Here is a 15,528-nt window from a genome sequence, read left to right on the forward strand (position 1 = left end):
GAATTCAAATGAAAAATATTCTGAAAATAAGTACCCTGCTAATGGTCTTGCTGACCTTAGGCAGCTGTAAAAAATACCTTGACATTGAGCCTACAGGAAGAGTGATTCCTACTTCGGCAGATGATTTTAGAGCCCTGTTAACTAGCGCTTATTCTGGTTTCCCTGCTCAAAAATCGTTGGTAGCCCTCCGTACGGATGAGTTGATCTTGGATGAGTATGGAACGGACTTTCCAGGTTTACGCGACATTTACAAGTGGAACGATAATACGCCAGATGAGATTACCTACCAATATCCTTATGTTGGGCTATACACCACTATTTTTTACGCTAACGAAGTAATTTCTAATATAGAAGCTAAAGCGGGGAAAAGTGCAGTTACAGACCAGCTAAAAGGCGAGGCTTATTTGTTGAGGGCATATACCCACTTTGAACTGCTAAATCTATATGCAAAGCCGTACAACAGGGCAACTGCTGCAACTGATCGTGGAATAGCACTTGCATTGAAAATGGATTTGGAGCAAAATTATACACTTTCAACTGTTGCAGAGGTTTATGCGCAAATTTTGGCTGACATTGCTGAAGGGCAAAAGTTTTTAAACGTAAATACTTGGGAAAGTGGGAGAAATTATCGTTTTAGCACACGTTCTGCATTGGCTTTACAAGCAAGGGTATATGAATATATGGGCGACTGGACAAATGCATTAAGCACTGTTCAAAAAGTATTGACACCGAGTAACAGTAACCTGGAAGATCTGAATACAAGTGGGGCATTATTGCCTAACCACTACCAATCTAAAGAAAATATTCTTTCGTTGGATCAGGCTTTTAATAATGTGCTATCAAATTCAACCTATATTTCTGAGCATTTACTTGGTATTTATGATCGTACAAATGATCTGCGCTTTTCCATGTATTTTAGTAAACTTGGTGGGGATTACGTATCCAAAAAGGGTAATTCTGACGCATTGAAGATTACTTTTAGAAATGGGGAAATGTATCTGATCCAGGCAGAAGCTGCCCTGCAAACCGGAAATACAAGCATTGCATTGAAAAGCTTATTAGACTTAAAAGCCAAACGTCTAAAGCCTGATTATTATGCAACAGAAAGCGCAAGAATTTCGGCACTTGGTTCGGCAGCACTATTGCAAGAAATTTTAGCGGAGAGAGAAAGGGAATTGGCATTAGAAGGTCACCGCTGGTTTGATTTAAGACGTTATGGCCAACCATCGATTACACATTCTGTAAACTTTGAGGATTTTACCCTGCAAAAAAATGATCCGCGATATACTATCCGTTTTCCTGCATCTGCCATTGCAAACAATCCCAATTTGCAATAATTAAAAATCTTCGCATCCCTAATGTTAAAACTTCGGTCCATTTTTTTGACCGGAGTTTTTTTTTACATTTACGGATAAAGGAGGCCAGGATGAATGTACTAATTATTGAGGATGAAGAACTGGCAGCTTTAACGCTGCAGGATATGCTCTTGTTCATTAATCCCAATATACAAGTATTGGCCGTTTTAGGAACCGTAGAAGCAGCTGTAAACTGGCTGCAAAATCATAATGCAGACCTGTTGTTTATGGACATCCACTTGGGTGATGGAGAAAGTTTTGAGATCTTTCAGCAGGTTAAAATAAGCAGCCCTGTTATATTTACTACTGCATATGATCAATACACCTTGAAAGCATTTAAAAATCAAGGCATAGACTATCTGTTGAAACCGTTTGATGAAGAGGATGTAAGTGCTGCTTTAAAAAAGTTGAATACAATCCGTAAAACTACAGCTCCGATGGTGCCAAGGGTTTTTGAGCTATCCGAAACTGAAAGTAACCAAAAAATAAGAAGCCGTTTTATGGTTAAACTCGGTAATTTGATCAAGACTGTACAGTCTGATGAGATTGCTTATTTCATGGCGGATGATAAATACTTGTTTTTAGTAACTAAGGACAAGCAAAATTACATCATTGACGAAACTGTTGGAAGTTTGGAACCACAGTTGAATGCATCGCATTTCTTTCGCATCAACAGAAAATTCATTGTGCATATCAATGCCATTAAGGAGATGTACAAACTCTCAAGAAGCCGCATTCGCATTGTGCTGTCGCCTTTGCCTATCGGTGGAATTGAAGTGGTAGTAAGTGAGGAACGGGCAGAAGCTTTCAAAAACTGGTTAAACCAGTGAGCATCAAAAAGCCCCGCAATTGCAGGGCTTCTCTTTTATAAATCAAAACAACAATAGGGGATTGTGTCTTAAAAAACGTAAGTGCCAACCGCACCTTCCGGTAAATTTGTTTGCACTGTTTTACCTTTACTTTTGATGTTAAAGTTTTGTGCGGTAGCGTTATTATTGGTAACAATTAAAATGATTTTACCCTGCGGCGTTTTAAAGGCTACGTTTTCCAGGCGGCTAGTGATATTGGATGCTATCCTAACCGAACCTGGTGTTACAAACTTAGCGGCATGGCCAATTACATAATACGCAACGTTACGGCTGATTGCCGGGCTTATGGTGATGGCACCAAGACAACTGGTACATCCGCCATCGGTATGAGGGTTGTAAGCCGGATCTGCGGCCAGGTTCCATTCCAATACATTTCTGCTCCAGTTTCTTGTGGCTCCAATGATAAGTGTAGAAACATGCCATTTTAAATCTTCCGGGAAATTACCGGGCCCGCCAACCCACTGTTCTGTAAAGTACAGGTTTTTATCTGGATGGGCATCGTGCACTTTTGTTAAGGCACTGATGTCGCCACCATACAGATGAAAGGCAGAGCCATCCACATATTGCCTGGCATCAGCATCATTCAAGATACTAATCGGGTACTCAGGCTTATCTGCGTTATGATCATACAAGATAATCTTTGTTTTTATGCCCGCACTTTTAAAAGCCGGGCCTAATGCTTTTTTGATAAATACGGCCTGATCTGCTGCCTCCATGTACATGCTTGGAACATTACCAGGGTGTAGCGGCTCATTTTGTATGGTGATGGCATCAATATTAATACCTTGTGCTTTCATTGCCGCCAGGTATTTGATAAAGTACTTGGCATAAGAAGCATAAAACTCTGGTTTAAGACTACCACCTTTAAAACTATTATTGGTTTTCATCCAGGTAGGTGCCGACCAGGGCGAGCCTAAAATTTTAATGGATGGATTAACGGCAACAATCATTTTTAGGACAGGAATTAAATCTTTTTGCTCTTCAGCGATGGAAAATTTATCCTGATTGATGTCTGTTTCGCCGGCAGGCAGGTCGTTGTACGTAAAACTGTCTGTACTTAAGTCTGAGGCACCAATGCTGATGCGCAGATAGCTGCTGCCAATTCCATTACCTTCAGCAGAAAAGAGCTCTTTAATAAGGGCTTGTTTCTCTGCCGCTGGAAGTGCATTGATGAGCGTAGCGCTGCCACCCGTTAGGGTAAACCCAAACCCATCAATACTTTGATAGGTTTGAGTTTCATCGATTTCAATAGTTGGTGCATTGTTACTACCTGTATATAAAGGAAGATCTTCCTGTTTGGCTAAAAGCGACGTTTTATCGCCTGTAGTTAACCAAAAGGCTACACTACCATTAGTTCCCTTAATTTCCTTTTTAGGTGCACAAGCTCCTAAAGCCACTGCTATGAGCAGGCAAATGCTGGTCAATCTCATTCTCTGTCGTATTACCTCAGGTTTTGGTTCCTGTCAATTTCTGTTTGCGGAATAGGTAGCAATAGTTTTGCCGCCGTAACATTGTAGTTTAAGTTTACACCATTGGCGGTCTGTGCATTCATTACTGTAATGGCCCTGTTGGTACGAAGTAAATCGAACCAGCGATGTCCTTCAAATGCAAGCTCCAGTCGGCGCTCTTTTTCCAGTGCCAGGCGCATTGCAGCCTGACTGGCAGCTGGAGTAGCACCTAGATTAACACGTAACCTGATTTGATCTACAATGGTTTTTGCTTGTGACCAGCCTGTTGTGCTCAACTCATTTTGTGCTTCTGCTTTCAATAGTAAAATGTCAGCTAAACGGATGATGTAAGTATCTGACTTATCATCTGCTCTGTATTTACGAATGTGTGGATACTGCGCTGCAACTTTCCAGTAATCATCATCCCATCCTATGCCATCGTAAAGGATGCTGGATGCTTTACGCACTACATCACCTTCAGCATCATAAGTTGCAATAAGATCATTGGTAGGGGTGTTGAATTTTTTCCATCCCGCTCCAAAAAGCTGGCTTGGCATCCAGTTGCCATGCAGGCCACCCCATCCATCATATTGCATTTCCCAAATGGCTTCACTGTTGTTATCATGTTGCGAATCCCATAACTGATCGTAACCAATTAGCGAATAGCCGTTAGCTATAGTTGCATTTGTATATTCCAGGACTTTAGACCAATCTGCATTGGGCTTAGTGGCGTATACTTTAGCTAATAATGCGTTTGCTACTCCTTTGGTAACAATACCTTTGTTTGCCGAAGTTGTTTTTGCATTGGCTACCCCATATTCCAAATCAGCTATGATCTGGGCATAAATGGCATCAACACTAGCTTTTGGTGGTTGAAATTCCGCAGTAGTGGTCGGTATTTTTGTAACCAGCGGAACAGAACCCCATAACCTTACCAAATTGAAGTACATATAGCCCCTTAAAATCCGGGCTTCGGCAAGGATTTGTTTACGTCTGTCGCCTATATCAAGTGTAGCATCTTCAATTCCAGGTACATTGTCTGTAATCAGGTTACAGTTCTTGATGTCTTTATAAAGCTGTGTCCAGTCGCGGGTAACGTTTGCGTTGGTATTGGTTACTGTAAATTTATCCAGTTGGATGTTTGCAGGGTTATCTCCGCCTGCGTAACAGTTGTCTGCAATGGCATCACCATTGGTCAAAAAGTCCATGATGTGGTATTCATTATACATACCGTCATAGGCACCTTGCAGCAGTTTTTCTGCGGCAGCCGCATCTGCAAACGCAACATCTGGCGTAGCCTGGTTACCAAATGGCTGTTTATCCAGAAATTCTTTCTTACAGCTGATGAATGTCATTGCCAGAGCACCCACTGCGATCATTGAATATATTTTGAGTTTCATCTTATTTTAATTAAAATCCAACATTTACACCAAAAAGGAAGGTTCTGGATTGAGGGTATGTGCCGTAATCTACGCCCATTGAAGGACTATTACCATCGTATTGCTGTACTTCCGGATCAAATCCATTGTATTTGGTAAAAGTTAACAGGTTATAGCTGGTAGCAAAAACAGTCAGCTTACTCATTTTCCATTTGCTCAGCGCAACCTCGCCAAAGTTGTATGACAGCGTTGCTGTTTTTAAGCGGAGGTACGAACCGTTTTCAATGAACCTGCTTGAAGTAAGTGAATTGTCTGTATTGTCTCTTGTTGCTTTAGGAATATTAGTGATTTGACCAACCGTAGTCCATCTGTCCAGCGTAGAAATTAACTGGTTTTTAGAGTCGTTTAAACCTTCAAGGTCAATTCTCGACGCATTGAAGATATCATTGCCTTGTACGCCCTGGAAGAAAAGAGAAAGCCCAAAATTACCGTAAGTTAAATTGTTGTTTACACCGTAAGTAAATTTAGGTTGTGCATTACCAATATAAGTACGGTCACCGGTATCAAAACTACCATTACCATTTACATCTGCATAAGTTGCCGCTCCCGTGTTAGGATTAACACCAGTAAATACATATCCGTAAAACGCACCTAAAGGTTTGCCTACTTCAACCCTTATGGCATTATCCCGCTGGTTGATGCCTGCAAAACTAACAGACTGCAATGAGTTACCAAGGCTGGTTACTTTATTCCTGTTAAAGGAAATGTTAAAGTCAGATGTCCAGTTAAACTTGTTACCACTAAAGTTTTTAGTGCTTAAGGCAAATTCCAGACCTTTGTTTTCCATTGATCCTACGTTTTGCGCCTGCGTGTCAAAACCTGTTGCCAGAGAAATAGGAACGTTTAGCAGTAAGTCGTTGGTTTTTTTAAGGTAAGCATCTGCCGTGAATGTAATTCTGGAATTAAACATGCTTAAGTCAATACCAACGTTGGACTGAGTTGTTTTTTCCCAGGTGATGTCTGGATTTGCAAGCTGCTTGAAGTTAATTCCTCCTTGAGCAGTAAGTTCAAATAAGGCCAGGTATGGGTAATCACCAATCCCTACATCATTACCAACTTTACCCCAGCTACCGCGGATTTTTAAATCATTGATCGTTTTGCTGTCTTTCAGAAAATCCTCTCCCGAAATTCTCCATCCTGCAGAAACAGAAGGGAAATAACCGTAACGGTTTTCTTTTGCAAACCTGGATGAACCATCAGCACGGAAGTTTGAACTGAAGAGATATTTGCCGTCATAAGCGTAAGTAATTCTGGCCAGGTATGAACGTTTTGTCCACTGCGCTGGCTGAGAAGGAACCTTTAACGCGATAGAAGATGCAGAGGGTGCCAATGAGCCGTCGGCCGCCAGGTAGTTTGAATCCTCATAGTCTACATAATTGTAGTCAGACGACTGGATAGTCATACCACCTGTTGCGGTAAAAGCATGTTTGTCTACATTTTTGGTGTAGTTTAAAATATTTTCGTTCAGCCACACATTGTCTGTAGACTGGTTATTTTGATAACGTCCTTTTTGCGTTCTGCCATAATCTGATGTAAAAGGATTAAGGAAGGCACTGTAAAAATTATTGGCGTTATTGGCGCTGATGGTAGATTTAAAATACAAGTCATCAGTAAAGTTTACCTGCGCTCCAAAAGCACCTAAGAAACGAAAGTTTCTGGTAGAATTGTCCTCGCGATATGCATAAGCAATTGGATTTTCCCAACCACCTTTATTTGGATCACCAGCATATTGCCCATTGGCAGTATAAATTCCAATAGTAGGAGGGGTGGTTAAGGATGACAGGATGATACCACCGCCTGCTGTACCTGTGTTATCTTTAACATCTATAGACTTACGGAAAGTTACTGCCGCGTTACCAGTTAACTTTAACCATTTGGTTAAATTCTGTGAACCGTTAAAGTTAGCCGTATATTTATTAAGTACCGCAGGAGCAACGGTACCTACATCTTGCTGATAACCGGTGGAAAAATAATACTGACCACCTTTAACACCGCCCGCTAAGGATAACTGGTAACTATGTTGTTTACCTGTACCAAAAGTTTCCTTTTGCCAGTCTGTATTTTCTGATCCAAATGTATTATAACCAAGATCTCTTAGTAAGGTATTGTATTGTTCGGTATTTAGAACTTTCTGGGTTTTCCACAAATTGCTGAAACCGGTGAAAGCATTAAAACCAACCTGTAATTTTCCCGCTGTACCTTTTTTGGTGGTGATTAGAACCACACCATTTGCACCGCTTGAACCATAGATAGCGGCTGCAGAAGCATCTTTAAGTACGGTAATGGTTTCAATGTCATTCGGGTTAAGGAAATCTGCATTTCTGGAAGTTACACCGTCAATTACATAAAGGGGACTGTTAGATGCCGTAATAGAGGTATTACCGCGAATACTAACTGATACTCCGGAACCCGGTTTACCCGATTGTGAGGTTACCTGCACACCTGCCGCTTTACCTTGTAGGGCTTGCATTGCATTGGTGATGGGTTGGTTTTGAAGATCTTTAGCTGATACAGAAACCACAGCAGTAGTGATGTCTTTCTTGGTTTGTGTACCATAACCAACTACAACCACTTCATTTAGCTGGTTATTGTCGTCCGCCAGTGTAACGTTAACTGTTGTTCTGCTATTAACTTGTTGCTCGATAGTTTTAAAACCGATAAAAGAAAAGGTTAAGGTAGCATTTGGAGGAACACTTAATGTAAATTCTCCATTGTTTCCTGTAACGGCCCCACGTGCCGCCCCTTTAATTTGAACCGAAACGCCAGGTAATGGCAGTCCCTGCTGGTCTTTAACTTCGCCCTTTATTGTGATGTCTTGCGCTATTGCTATTGATATACCGCATAACAGACATACAATAAAAAGAGTAAATGTTCTTCTCATTGTTTTGCTTATTTAATTTATAATTGCTCGCCAAACAACAAATGGTCATACGGCCCTTTATTCTATTTGGTAAGGTAAAGTTACACTGACTTTAGTGTTAAAAACAAGTAAAATATAGCTCTTGTTTATTCTTAAATGATTGATTTATAGTTTGTTGTGTGTTTTCTGATACGCTTCAATACCGCTGTATCTTCTATACTTAACCGCTGTAAATCAATGTTCAAGCGGCAAAAGAAAGAGGATGACGTACGATATTCAATACGCTTCATTACCCTGTGTAACTTTTAATGAGATGGTCGATTTTGTTCAACTAAGTGACGAACATGTGACAGAGAGAAACCTGAAATTTAAAGTTTAAATATGGTTTTAGTCCAATACCACCTCGCTCCAACCGTTTTTATTGGTCTTTTTGAGCAAGGTTTTGCGCTCGTCCATCACCAGTTTAATTTTTGCGCTGTAAGTCCAGCAGGTACTTTGCCGGATGTTTAGGATTTCTGAGAGTTTATGAGAAGAAATTTTTCCCTTGGAGGCATAAATCAGGTAGACCATATAAAATGCTTTATTGATCGGGATCCTGGTGTTGTGAAATATAGTATAGGTAGTCACAGACTCTTCGTATCCACATTTGGTACACCTTCTACTCAAGTGAATGTGCCCTGGGTAGTATAGGGTATTTTTACATTTTTTACAGGTATAACCATTATGCCATTTTAAATCCGCAAGGAACAGGTTACAGCTTTCCTTATCCGGATAAATTTTACTGAACTCTTCAAAATCTAAATCAGCAGACATCACCCGGTCCCGGGTTACTTTCTCTACATTGGTTTGTAGCTCCTGATTATCTTGCTCCAGTAAAATGTTCATCCTCGAAATCTCTTCTGCCTGCTGCTGCAACTTACTGTTAGCTTCCTGAAGTTCACTATTCCTGGCCTCAATGATGATTGATTTATGAAATACCTCTCTTGTGCGCTCCTGTACTTTATTTTCCAGTTCCTGGTTAAGAGTGTCCTTTAAACGCGCATTTTCGGCCATCTGTCTAATCATTTGGCGGTGTACATGATCTCTTTTCTTTTTGAGGATTCTAACTTTATCGCCTATGGCTACAGAAAGAAATACCATTTCTACAATGAAACAGAAGCTTAAACTGTAATAACTTATGGCGCCAAAGTTAAGCCAGCCAAAGCCAAGCATAATTAAAAATTTGAGGATAAAGCCTGCAAAAAGGAAACTGTAGCCTAATACAAAAAACCTTGCAGGTAAATAGCCCTTTTTATAAATGTAAATGCCAGTGAAAAACGCAAGTGCCAATGGTACAAACTCTATAAATTTGTAATTGAAGAGTGCTCTGTCGAATAGCAAACAGTAAACGAAGAAAATGCTTCTAATAGCAATGAGCAATATAATTAGTTTGTTTAGTTGAGGTGCTTTCGCTTTTACAAAAAGCAAATCGCGGGTAAAAAGCAGGGCAAAAATACTGGTGGCGTACAATGCAAAAGCATAAGCTATTTGATTCCATCCGGGCGAATTTGGCCAGAGGTATTGATAAGCAATACCATCAGTGCTCATTTCGTAAAAGCCTACGCTTAAATTGTAAAGCACATAATAGAGGTACTGTCTTTGCTTTACAGCAATATACATGATCAGGTTATAGAAGCTGAAGACCAAGATCATGCCATAGAAAATGCCGAAGAAAAAGTATTCATCCAGCGCATAAGCAATGAACCAGTCTACCGATCTGAGTACAATAATAGCATCAGAAATCTGTGATGATTTTACCTTAAAATAATAGGTCTGCTCAAGATTGCTCTTGTTATTGACGTGCAACTCAAAATTTTTATGCTGTAACTCACGTTTAGAGAAATGGTAATTATCTCCAAATTCCTTTACCTGGTAGCTGCCATTGGGTAGTGGCATATAGGCTGTGATGTGGTCTATAGTTTGGTCAAAAAACTCCAGGATATATTGGTTCTTTGTTTGGTTGTTGTGCTTAATTTTAATTCTGAACCAGTAGGTCGTATTAAGTTTCAGTGTCTGCGGTGTGCTGATTGTACTGGGTTTAAATAATGTATCAGCAGCCTTACTTTTTACCTGATCAAAAGTATAACTGTCTTTTACATCTGTAAATACTTCTATTTCGTGATAGGTGAAAATGTGCTGATGAATGCTGTCTGCTATGTGAACCGCTTGCTGCGCTTGCGCAGTACTTAGACTTAGGATGATGAGTAAACCTAAGAGGGGCAGGCAAAGTATTTTACAGGGATTAAAAACCATTTTAAAATACAAAGATAAGCTTATTCCTCATTGCGGCAGAATTTGGTACTTTAGGGACTTAAAAATGAATCTCAGATGATTATACTAGAAAATAATGTGCTCATTGCTACTTTTAATCCTAAAGGAGCAGAATTACAAAGTTTAAACGGTAAAGCAACCGGATTGTCTTATATGTGGAATGGTGATCCTGCATTTTGGGCAAAACATAGTCCGGTGCTTTTCCCGGTGGTTGGCGCTTTAAAAAATGGTACATATACTTATAAGGGAGAAAGCTTTCGTCTTTCAAGGCATGGGTTTGCAAGAGATCTTGTTTTTAATGCAAATCAAATCAGCAAAGAGGAAGTATTGTTTACGCTGAACTCAAATCAAGATACGATGGCGGTATATCCTTTTGAATTTAAGTTGGGTATCCGTTATAAAATTGAGGCTGGTTACCTGAGCTGTACCTACGAAATTTCAAATCCAGGAAAAGAAGATCTGCTGTTTTCAATTGGCGCACACCCCGCTTTTAACGTACCCTTACAAGATGATGTTGCTTATACAGATTGCTATCTTGAATTTGAAAAGGACGCGGAACTAACCTATCATAAAATAAAGAATGATCTTATTGATGATGAGACGGAGACGATTGTGCTGGAAGACAGCAGGCTTCCACTAACGCATGAACTCTTTTATGATGATGCTTTGGTATTTAAGAAACTTAAAAGTAATGTGATCTCCGTTAAAAATTACAAGAATAACCATGGGATTCATTTTTATTTTGAGGAATTTCCATTCTTTGGAATATGGGCAGCTAAAGATGCCAATTTTGTTTGCCTCGAGCCTTGGTGTGGTATTGCCGATGGTGTGCATCACAATCAGGAATTAGAAAATAAGGAAGGGATCATCAGCCTGTCTCCTAACGAAGAATGGGAAAGAACCTGGGAGGTAGAAATTTTTTAAGAATGAGAGTTCTAAGCTGAAATCGATGTTTTTATAGCCTGCAGCCGTTTTATACGTATAGTTACGGAAGTATACGTATAATTTACGGTTAGCTCATCTCTATTTACAGACCTTTGTTTTGTCGGCAATGAGAGTTGCTGGTCTTTAAATATCAGGTAACAAATAAAATAGTGGTATGAGTAACGTAAAGAACAGAGTAATTTTAACTGGATTTGCCGGGGCAGATCCAGTAATCGTTGAATTTCCAAATGAAAAAAGAGTGGCTCGTGTAAATCTGGCTATAAATGAATTTTACAGAGACAGCACTGGCGAGTTCGTAAACAAAACCCAGTGGTTCACATTGGTATTCTGGAATCAAAAGATTAAGCTTATTGATGGAATTGTGAAAAAAGGTACAAACCTGAGTATAGAAGGCAAATTAAGCACACAGACTTATACCTCTAAAAAAGGAGAGCAGCGTTTTGCTATAGAAATTGTAGTCCATGCCCTCTCTATCCTAACTCCTGAGGAGGCATAATAAAAATGGGCAGGCGATAACCGCCTGCCCATTTTTATTATTTGGTTGCTGCTACCCTCCATACCGTATTGCTCACATCATCTGCTACAAGTAGGGCTCCGTCTGTTGTTACGGCTACACCAACAGGTCGGCCGTACACATCACCACTTTCCGAGTCAGCTATAAAGCCGCTTAAAAAATCCTCTATAGGCCCAGCCTTTAGGCCGTTTTTAAATGGTACAAAAGCCACTTTATAACCAGAAAGTGCAGACCTGTTCCATGAACCGTGCTGACCAATAAATGCGCCACCCTGATATTTAAGGGGAAACTTTTTGTCCGTATAAAAAGCAAGTCCAAGAGAAGCGGTATGGGCTCCTACAGCCACATCAGGAACTAGTGTTTTTGCCACAAGTTCTGGCTTCAGCCCTTTCATACGCGGGTCTTCATGCTGTCCATAATACGCATATGGCCATCCGTAGAAGCCTCCTTTTTTTACACTGGTAATGTAATCAGGCACAAGATCATCTCCAAGGCCGTCGCGTTCATTTACTGCGGTCCATAAGGCTTGAGTACCCGGTGCCCAGGCCATGCCCACAGGATTTCGTAAACCACTACCGTAAATAATTTCTCCAGTACCATCAGGATTTACTTCCAGGATATTGGCTCTGCGTACTTCATGTTCCATTCCATTCTCTCCAACATTACTTCCTGAACCAACACTAATGTAAATTTTAGAATTGTCTTTATTGGCAATGAGGTTTCTGGTCCAGTGGTTATTGTAACCACCAGCAGGCAGCGCTACTATTTTTGTTCCATTACCCTTTATGCTGAGGTCACCTGTTTTATAAGGATATTTCCAAACGCCATCGGTATTGGCAACATAAAATGAATCGCCTATAATCAGTACACCATAAGGTTGATTTAAGCCTTTAATGAATAAGCTTTGCACATCTGGTTTGCCATCCTTGTTGGTATCCCTAAATAAAATGACGGTGTTGGCGCTTTCTCCTCCCTGTTCAGATTTTGCCTTTCCACTAATGGCATTTGCCACTTTTTCTTTTGCAGAACGTTCAGAATTTGACAATACCACTAGTATATCACCATTGGGGGCGATGTAAATATTTCGTGGACTTTTAATATTTGACGCAAACTTAGTTACGGTAAAACCTGCAGGAGCAGTAGGTGTTTTCCCCTCTGGCCAGCCAATTACCTTGCTGAATTTGTTTTTCGAGGCTTTTTCATCAGGCTCTGGTAATACCAATTCCTGGTTGCTTTTTGTTTTTACGGTATCTGTTTGACCTGTAGCTTTATTGTTTTCTGATCCACAGGCAATAATTAATGGAATCGCTGCAAGTATGTAAAATAGGTTCTTCATTTCTTTACTTATTTATTTCAAGTTGATAACACCTAAATCAATCAGATGTTTAATAAAGTACGGCAATTACGATGGAAAAAAGGCCTAATATGCTATTTATTTTAATGCATTTATAACATTCCAATGCGATTAAATTCATCTGTTTATTCTATCTTTAGGCGATTTTAACGAAAGTCATTTCCTTAATAGGAATTGCTTTTATTTTTTCATTCACAATCGTATTTATAAAAATATGTCAGACACATCAAAGATTATCTATACTAAAACAGATGAAGCGCCAATGTTGGCAACCTATTCTTTCTTACCTATTGTAAAAGCCTTTACCGCTTCGGCTGGTATCGAAGTAGAAAGCAGGGATATCTCTCTGGCTGGAAGAATTTTGTCCACTTTCCCCGAGTTTTTAAAAGAGGAGCAAAAGATTGGAGATGCATTGACAGAGCTGGGCCAGCTGGCAACTACACCAGAGGCTAATATCATTAAATTACCTAATATTTCTGCTTCCATCCCGCAGTTGGTTGGTGCAATCACAGAATTACAATCACAAGGCTTTGCAATTCCTAATTATCCAGATAATGCACAAACGGAAGATGAAAAAGCAATTAAATTAAAATATGCTAAAGTTTTAGGTTCTGCTGTTAACCCGGTATTGCGCGAGGGTAACTCAGATCGCAGGGCGCCAAAAGCTGTAAAAAATTATGCTAAGGCTAATCCGCATTCCATGGGTAAATGGTCTGCAGATTCCAAAACTAAAGTTGCCAGCATGACCGAAGGTGATTTTTATGGTTCTGAAAAATCTGTTACTGTTAAAGAGGCATCGCAGTTTAAAATTGAGTTTGTAGCTGCTGATGGTGCAGTGACGGAATTAAAAGGATTGGGAGCTTTAAAAGCCGGAGAAGTTATTGATAGTTCTGCATTGAGCTTGTCTGCTTTAAAAGCATTTGTAGTTAAAGAAATTGCTGAGGCTAAGGCAGCAGGGGTTTTGTTATCTGCGCATTTAAAGGCTACCATGATGAAGGTTTCTGACCCAATTATTTTTGGTGCCATTGTAGAGGTTTATTTTGCAGATGTTTTTGAGAAATATGCGGAACTTTTCAGTTCTTTAAATATTGATACCAGAAATGGTTTAGGAGATGTATATGCAAAGATTGCTGGCAACGCTAAACAAGCCGAGGTAGAAGCTGCATTAGCCCAGGCCATTGAAAATGGTCCTGCCCTGGCAATGGTAAACTCTGATAAAGGAATTACCAATCTTCACGTTCCATCAGATGTTATTGTTGATGCTTCGATGCCGGCAATGATCCGTACTTCCGGACAAATGTGGAACAAAGAAGGTAAAGCACAAGATACCATTGCATTAATTCCAGACCGTTGTTATGCTGGTGTATACACCGCTACAATAGATGATTGCAAAGCAAATGGCGCTTTTGATGTCACTACAATTGGTTCTGTGCCTAACGTAGGCTTAATGGCACAAAAAGCAGAAGAATACGGGTCTCATGATAAAACGTTCCAGGCTGCGGCTAATGGTACAATTAGGGTAACCGATGCAGAGGGAAATCTTTTCTTTGATCAACAAGTTGAAAAGGGAGATATTTTCCGCATGTGCCAGACTAAAGACGCACCGATTCAGGACTGGGTTAAACTTGCGGTAAACAGAGCTCGTTTGTCAGAAACTCCTGCTGTTTTCTGGTTAGATGAAAACAGGGCACATGATAGAGAGATTATTGCTAAGGTGAATACATATTTGAAAGATCACGATACTGCAGGCCTTGACATCCGCATCCTGGCGCCTATTGAAGCTACTAAATTTACTTTGGAGCGCATTCGTAAAGGTGAAGATACCATTTCAGTAACTGGTAACGTTCTACGTGATTATTTGACTGATTTATTCCCGATTTTAGAATTAGGTACTTCTGCAAAAATGTTGTCCATTGTTCCGTTAATGAATGGTGGCGGTTTATTTGAAACTGGAGCAGGTGGTTCTGCACCAAAACATATTGAGCAGTTTATTGAAGAGGGTTATTTACGTTGGGACTCATTAGGTGAATTTTTAGCGTTACAAGCTTCTTTAGAACATTTAGCGCAAACACAAAACAATCCTAAGGCTCAGGTCTTAGCTGATGCTTTAGATGAGGCAAATGCGAAATTCCTGGCTACAGATAAGTCTCCAGGCAGGAAATTAGGAACAATAGATAACCGTGGTTCACATTTCTACCTGGCATTATATTGGGCAGAAGCTTTGGCTGCGCAAAGCAAAGATGCCGATCTAAAAGCTAGATTTGAGCCCTTGGCAAAAGCACTGATTGAAAATGAAGCTAAGATTACAGAAGAATTAATAGGTTCTCAAGGTAAACCACAAGACATTGGTGGTTATTATCATCCAAATGATGAATTGGCTGATATTGCTATGCGTCCAAGTGAAACTTTGAACACTGCGCTAGCGGGTTTATAA

At 40.0% G+C, this 15,528-nt stretch carries 10 protein-coding genes; 5 read left to right on the forward strand and 5 right to left on the reverse strand.

The annotated features are described in order from the left end of the window. Positions 1-8: 8 nt before the first annotated feature. Together LPB86_RS08250 and LPB86_RS08255 are read left to right on the forward strand one after the other, a co-directional pair. Complete coding sequence (locus LPB86_RS08250; RefSeq protein WP_230642288.1) at positions 9-1,337, forward strand: RagB/SusD family nutrient uptake outer membrane protein; 1,329 nt, start codon at positions 9-11, stop codon at positions 1,335-1,337. Positions 1,338-1,426: 89 nt separating this feature from the next. Further along, positions 1,427-2,185: a LytTR family DNA-binding domain-containing protein gene (locus LPB86_RS08255; protein ID WP_230642289.1), complete on the forward strand. Its 759-nt coding sequence runs from the start codon at positions 1,427-1,429 to the stop codon at positions 2,183-2,185. A 68-nt stretch (positions 2,186-2,253) separates the two neighbouring features. Here LPB86_RS08255 and LPB86_RS08260 read toward each other — a convergent pair whose 3' ends face one another. The 4 genes from LPB86_RS08260 to LPB86_RS08275 form a co-directional block, all read right to left on the reverse strand. Continuing rightward, on the reverse strand, positions 2,254-3,654 hold the full coding sequence (locus LPB86_RS08260) for a glycoside hydrolase family 30 beta sandwich domain-containing protein (RefSeq protein ID WP_230642290.1): 1,401 nt from the start codon (positions 3,652-3,654) through the stop codon (positions 2,254-2,256). Positions 3,655-3,665: 11 nt separating this feature from the next. Next, positions 3,666-5,072: a RagB/SusD family nutrient uptake outer membrane protein gene (locus tag LPB86_RS08265; protein WP_230642291.1), complete on the reverse strand. Its 1,407-nt coding sequence runs from the start codon at positions 5,070-5,072 to the stop codon at positions 3,666-3,668. 10 nt (positions 5,073-5,082) lie between these two features. After that, the gene (locus LPB86_RS08270; RefSeq protein ID WP_230642292.1) at positions 5,083-7,992 is read right to left on the reverse strand and encodes a TonB-dependent receptor; all 2,910 of its coding nucleotides are present in this window, start codon (positions 7,990-7,992) and stop codon (positions 5,083-5,085) included. Between the two features lie 366 nt (positions 7,993-8,358). Further along, positions 8,359-10,263 (reverse strand): 7TM diverse intracellular signaling domain-containing protein, encoded by a 1,905-nt coding sequence (locus LPB86_RS08275; protein WP_230642293.1) that lies wholly within the window; start codon positions 10,261-10,263, stop codon positions 8,359-8,361. Positions 10,264-10,338: 75 nt separating this feature from the next. On the opposite strand from LPB86_RS08275, the gene LPB86_RS08280 reads away from it, so the two are divergent. Together LPB86_RS08280 and LPB86_RS08285 are read left to right on the forward strand one after the other, a co-directional pair. Beyond that, complete coding sequence (locus LPB86_RS08280; protein WP_230642294.1) at positions 10,339-11,205, forward strand: aldose 1-epimerase family protein; 867 nt, start codon at positions 10,339-10,341, stop codon at positions 11,203-11,205. Positions 11,206-11,380: 175 nt separating this feature from the next. Beyond that, positions 11,381-11,722: a single-stranded DNA-binding protein gene (locus tag LPB86_RS08285; protein WP_230642295.1), complete on the forward strand. Its 342-nt coding sequence runs from the start codon at positions 11,381-11,383 to the stop codon at positions 11,720-11,722. A gap of 37 nt (positions 11,723-11,759) precedes the next feature. On the opposite strand, the gene LPB86_RS08290 is transcribed toward LPB86_RS08285, so the two are convergent. After that, positions 11,760-13,076, reverse strand: coding sequence for a sorbosone dehydrogenase family protein (locus LPB86_RS08290; protein ID WP_230642296.1), 1,317 nt, complete (start codon positions 13,074-13,076; stop codon positions 11,760-11,762). Between the two features lie 232 nt (positions 13,077-13,308). On the opposite strand from LPB86_RS08290, the gene LPB86_RS08295 reads away from it, so the two are divergent. Further along, positions 13,309-15,528: an NADP-dependent isocitrate dehydrogenase gene (locus LPB86_RS08295; RefSeq protein ID WP_230642297.1), complete on the forward strand. Its 2,220-nt coding sequence runs from the start codon at positions 13,309-13,311 to the stop codon at positions 15,526-15,528.

This window comes from Pedobacter sp. MC2016-14 (assembly GCF_020991475.1).
Classification (GTDB): Bacteria; Bacteroidota; Bacteroidia; order Sphingobacteriales; family Sphingobacteriaceae; genus Pedobacter.

Bases quoted from the DNA above. Each gene is read 5' to 3' on its own strand.
- LPB86_RS08250 (WP_230642288.1), top strand. From the start codon at position 9: ATGAAAAATATTCTGAAAATAAGTACCCTGCTAATGGTCTTGCTGACC.
- LPB86_RS08255 (WP_230642289.1), top strand. From the start codon at position 1,427: ATGAATGTACTAATTATTGAGGATGAAGAACTGGCAGCTTTAACGCTG.
- LPB86_RS08260 (WP_230642290.1), bottom strand. From the start codon at position 3,654: ATGAGATTGACCAGCATTTGCCTGCTCATAGCAGTGGCTTTAGGAGCT.
- LPB86_RS08265 (WP_230642291.1), bottom strand. From the start codon at position 5,072: ATGAAACTCAAAATATATTCAATGATCGCAGTGGGTGCTCTGGCAATG.
- LPB86_RS08270 (WP_230642292.1), bottom strand. From the start codon at position 7,992: ATGAGAAGAACATTTACTCTTTTTATTGTATGTCTGTTATGCGGTATA.
- LPB86_RS08275 (WP_230642293.1), bottom strand. From the start codon at position 10,263: ATGGTTTTTAATCCCTGTAAAATACTTTGCCTGCCCCTCTTAGGTTTA.
- LPB86_RS08280 (WP_230642294.1), top strand. From the start codon at position 10,339: ATGATTATACTAGAAAATAATGTGCTCATTGCTACTTTTAATCCTAAA.
- LPB86_RS08285 (WP_230642295.1), top strand. From the start codon at position 11,381: ATGAGTAACGTAAAGAACAGAGTAATTTTAACTGGATTTGCCGGGGCA.
- LPB86_RS08290 (WP_230642296.1), bottom strand. From the start codon at position 13,076: ATGAAGAACCTATTTTACATACTTGCAGCGATTCCATTAATTATTGCC.
- LPB86_RS08295 (WP_230642297.1), top strand. From the start codon at position 13,309: ATGTCAGACACATCAAAGATTATCTATACTAAAACAGATGAAGCGCCA.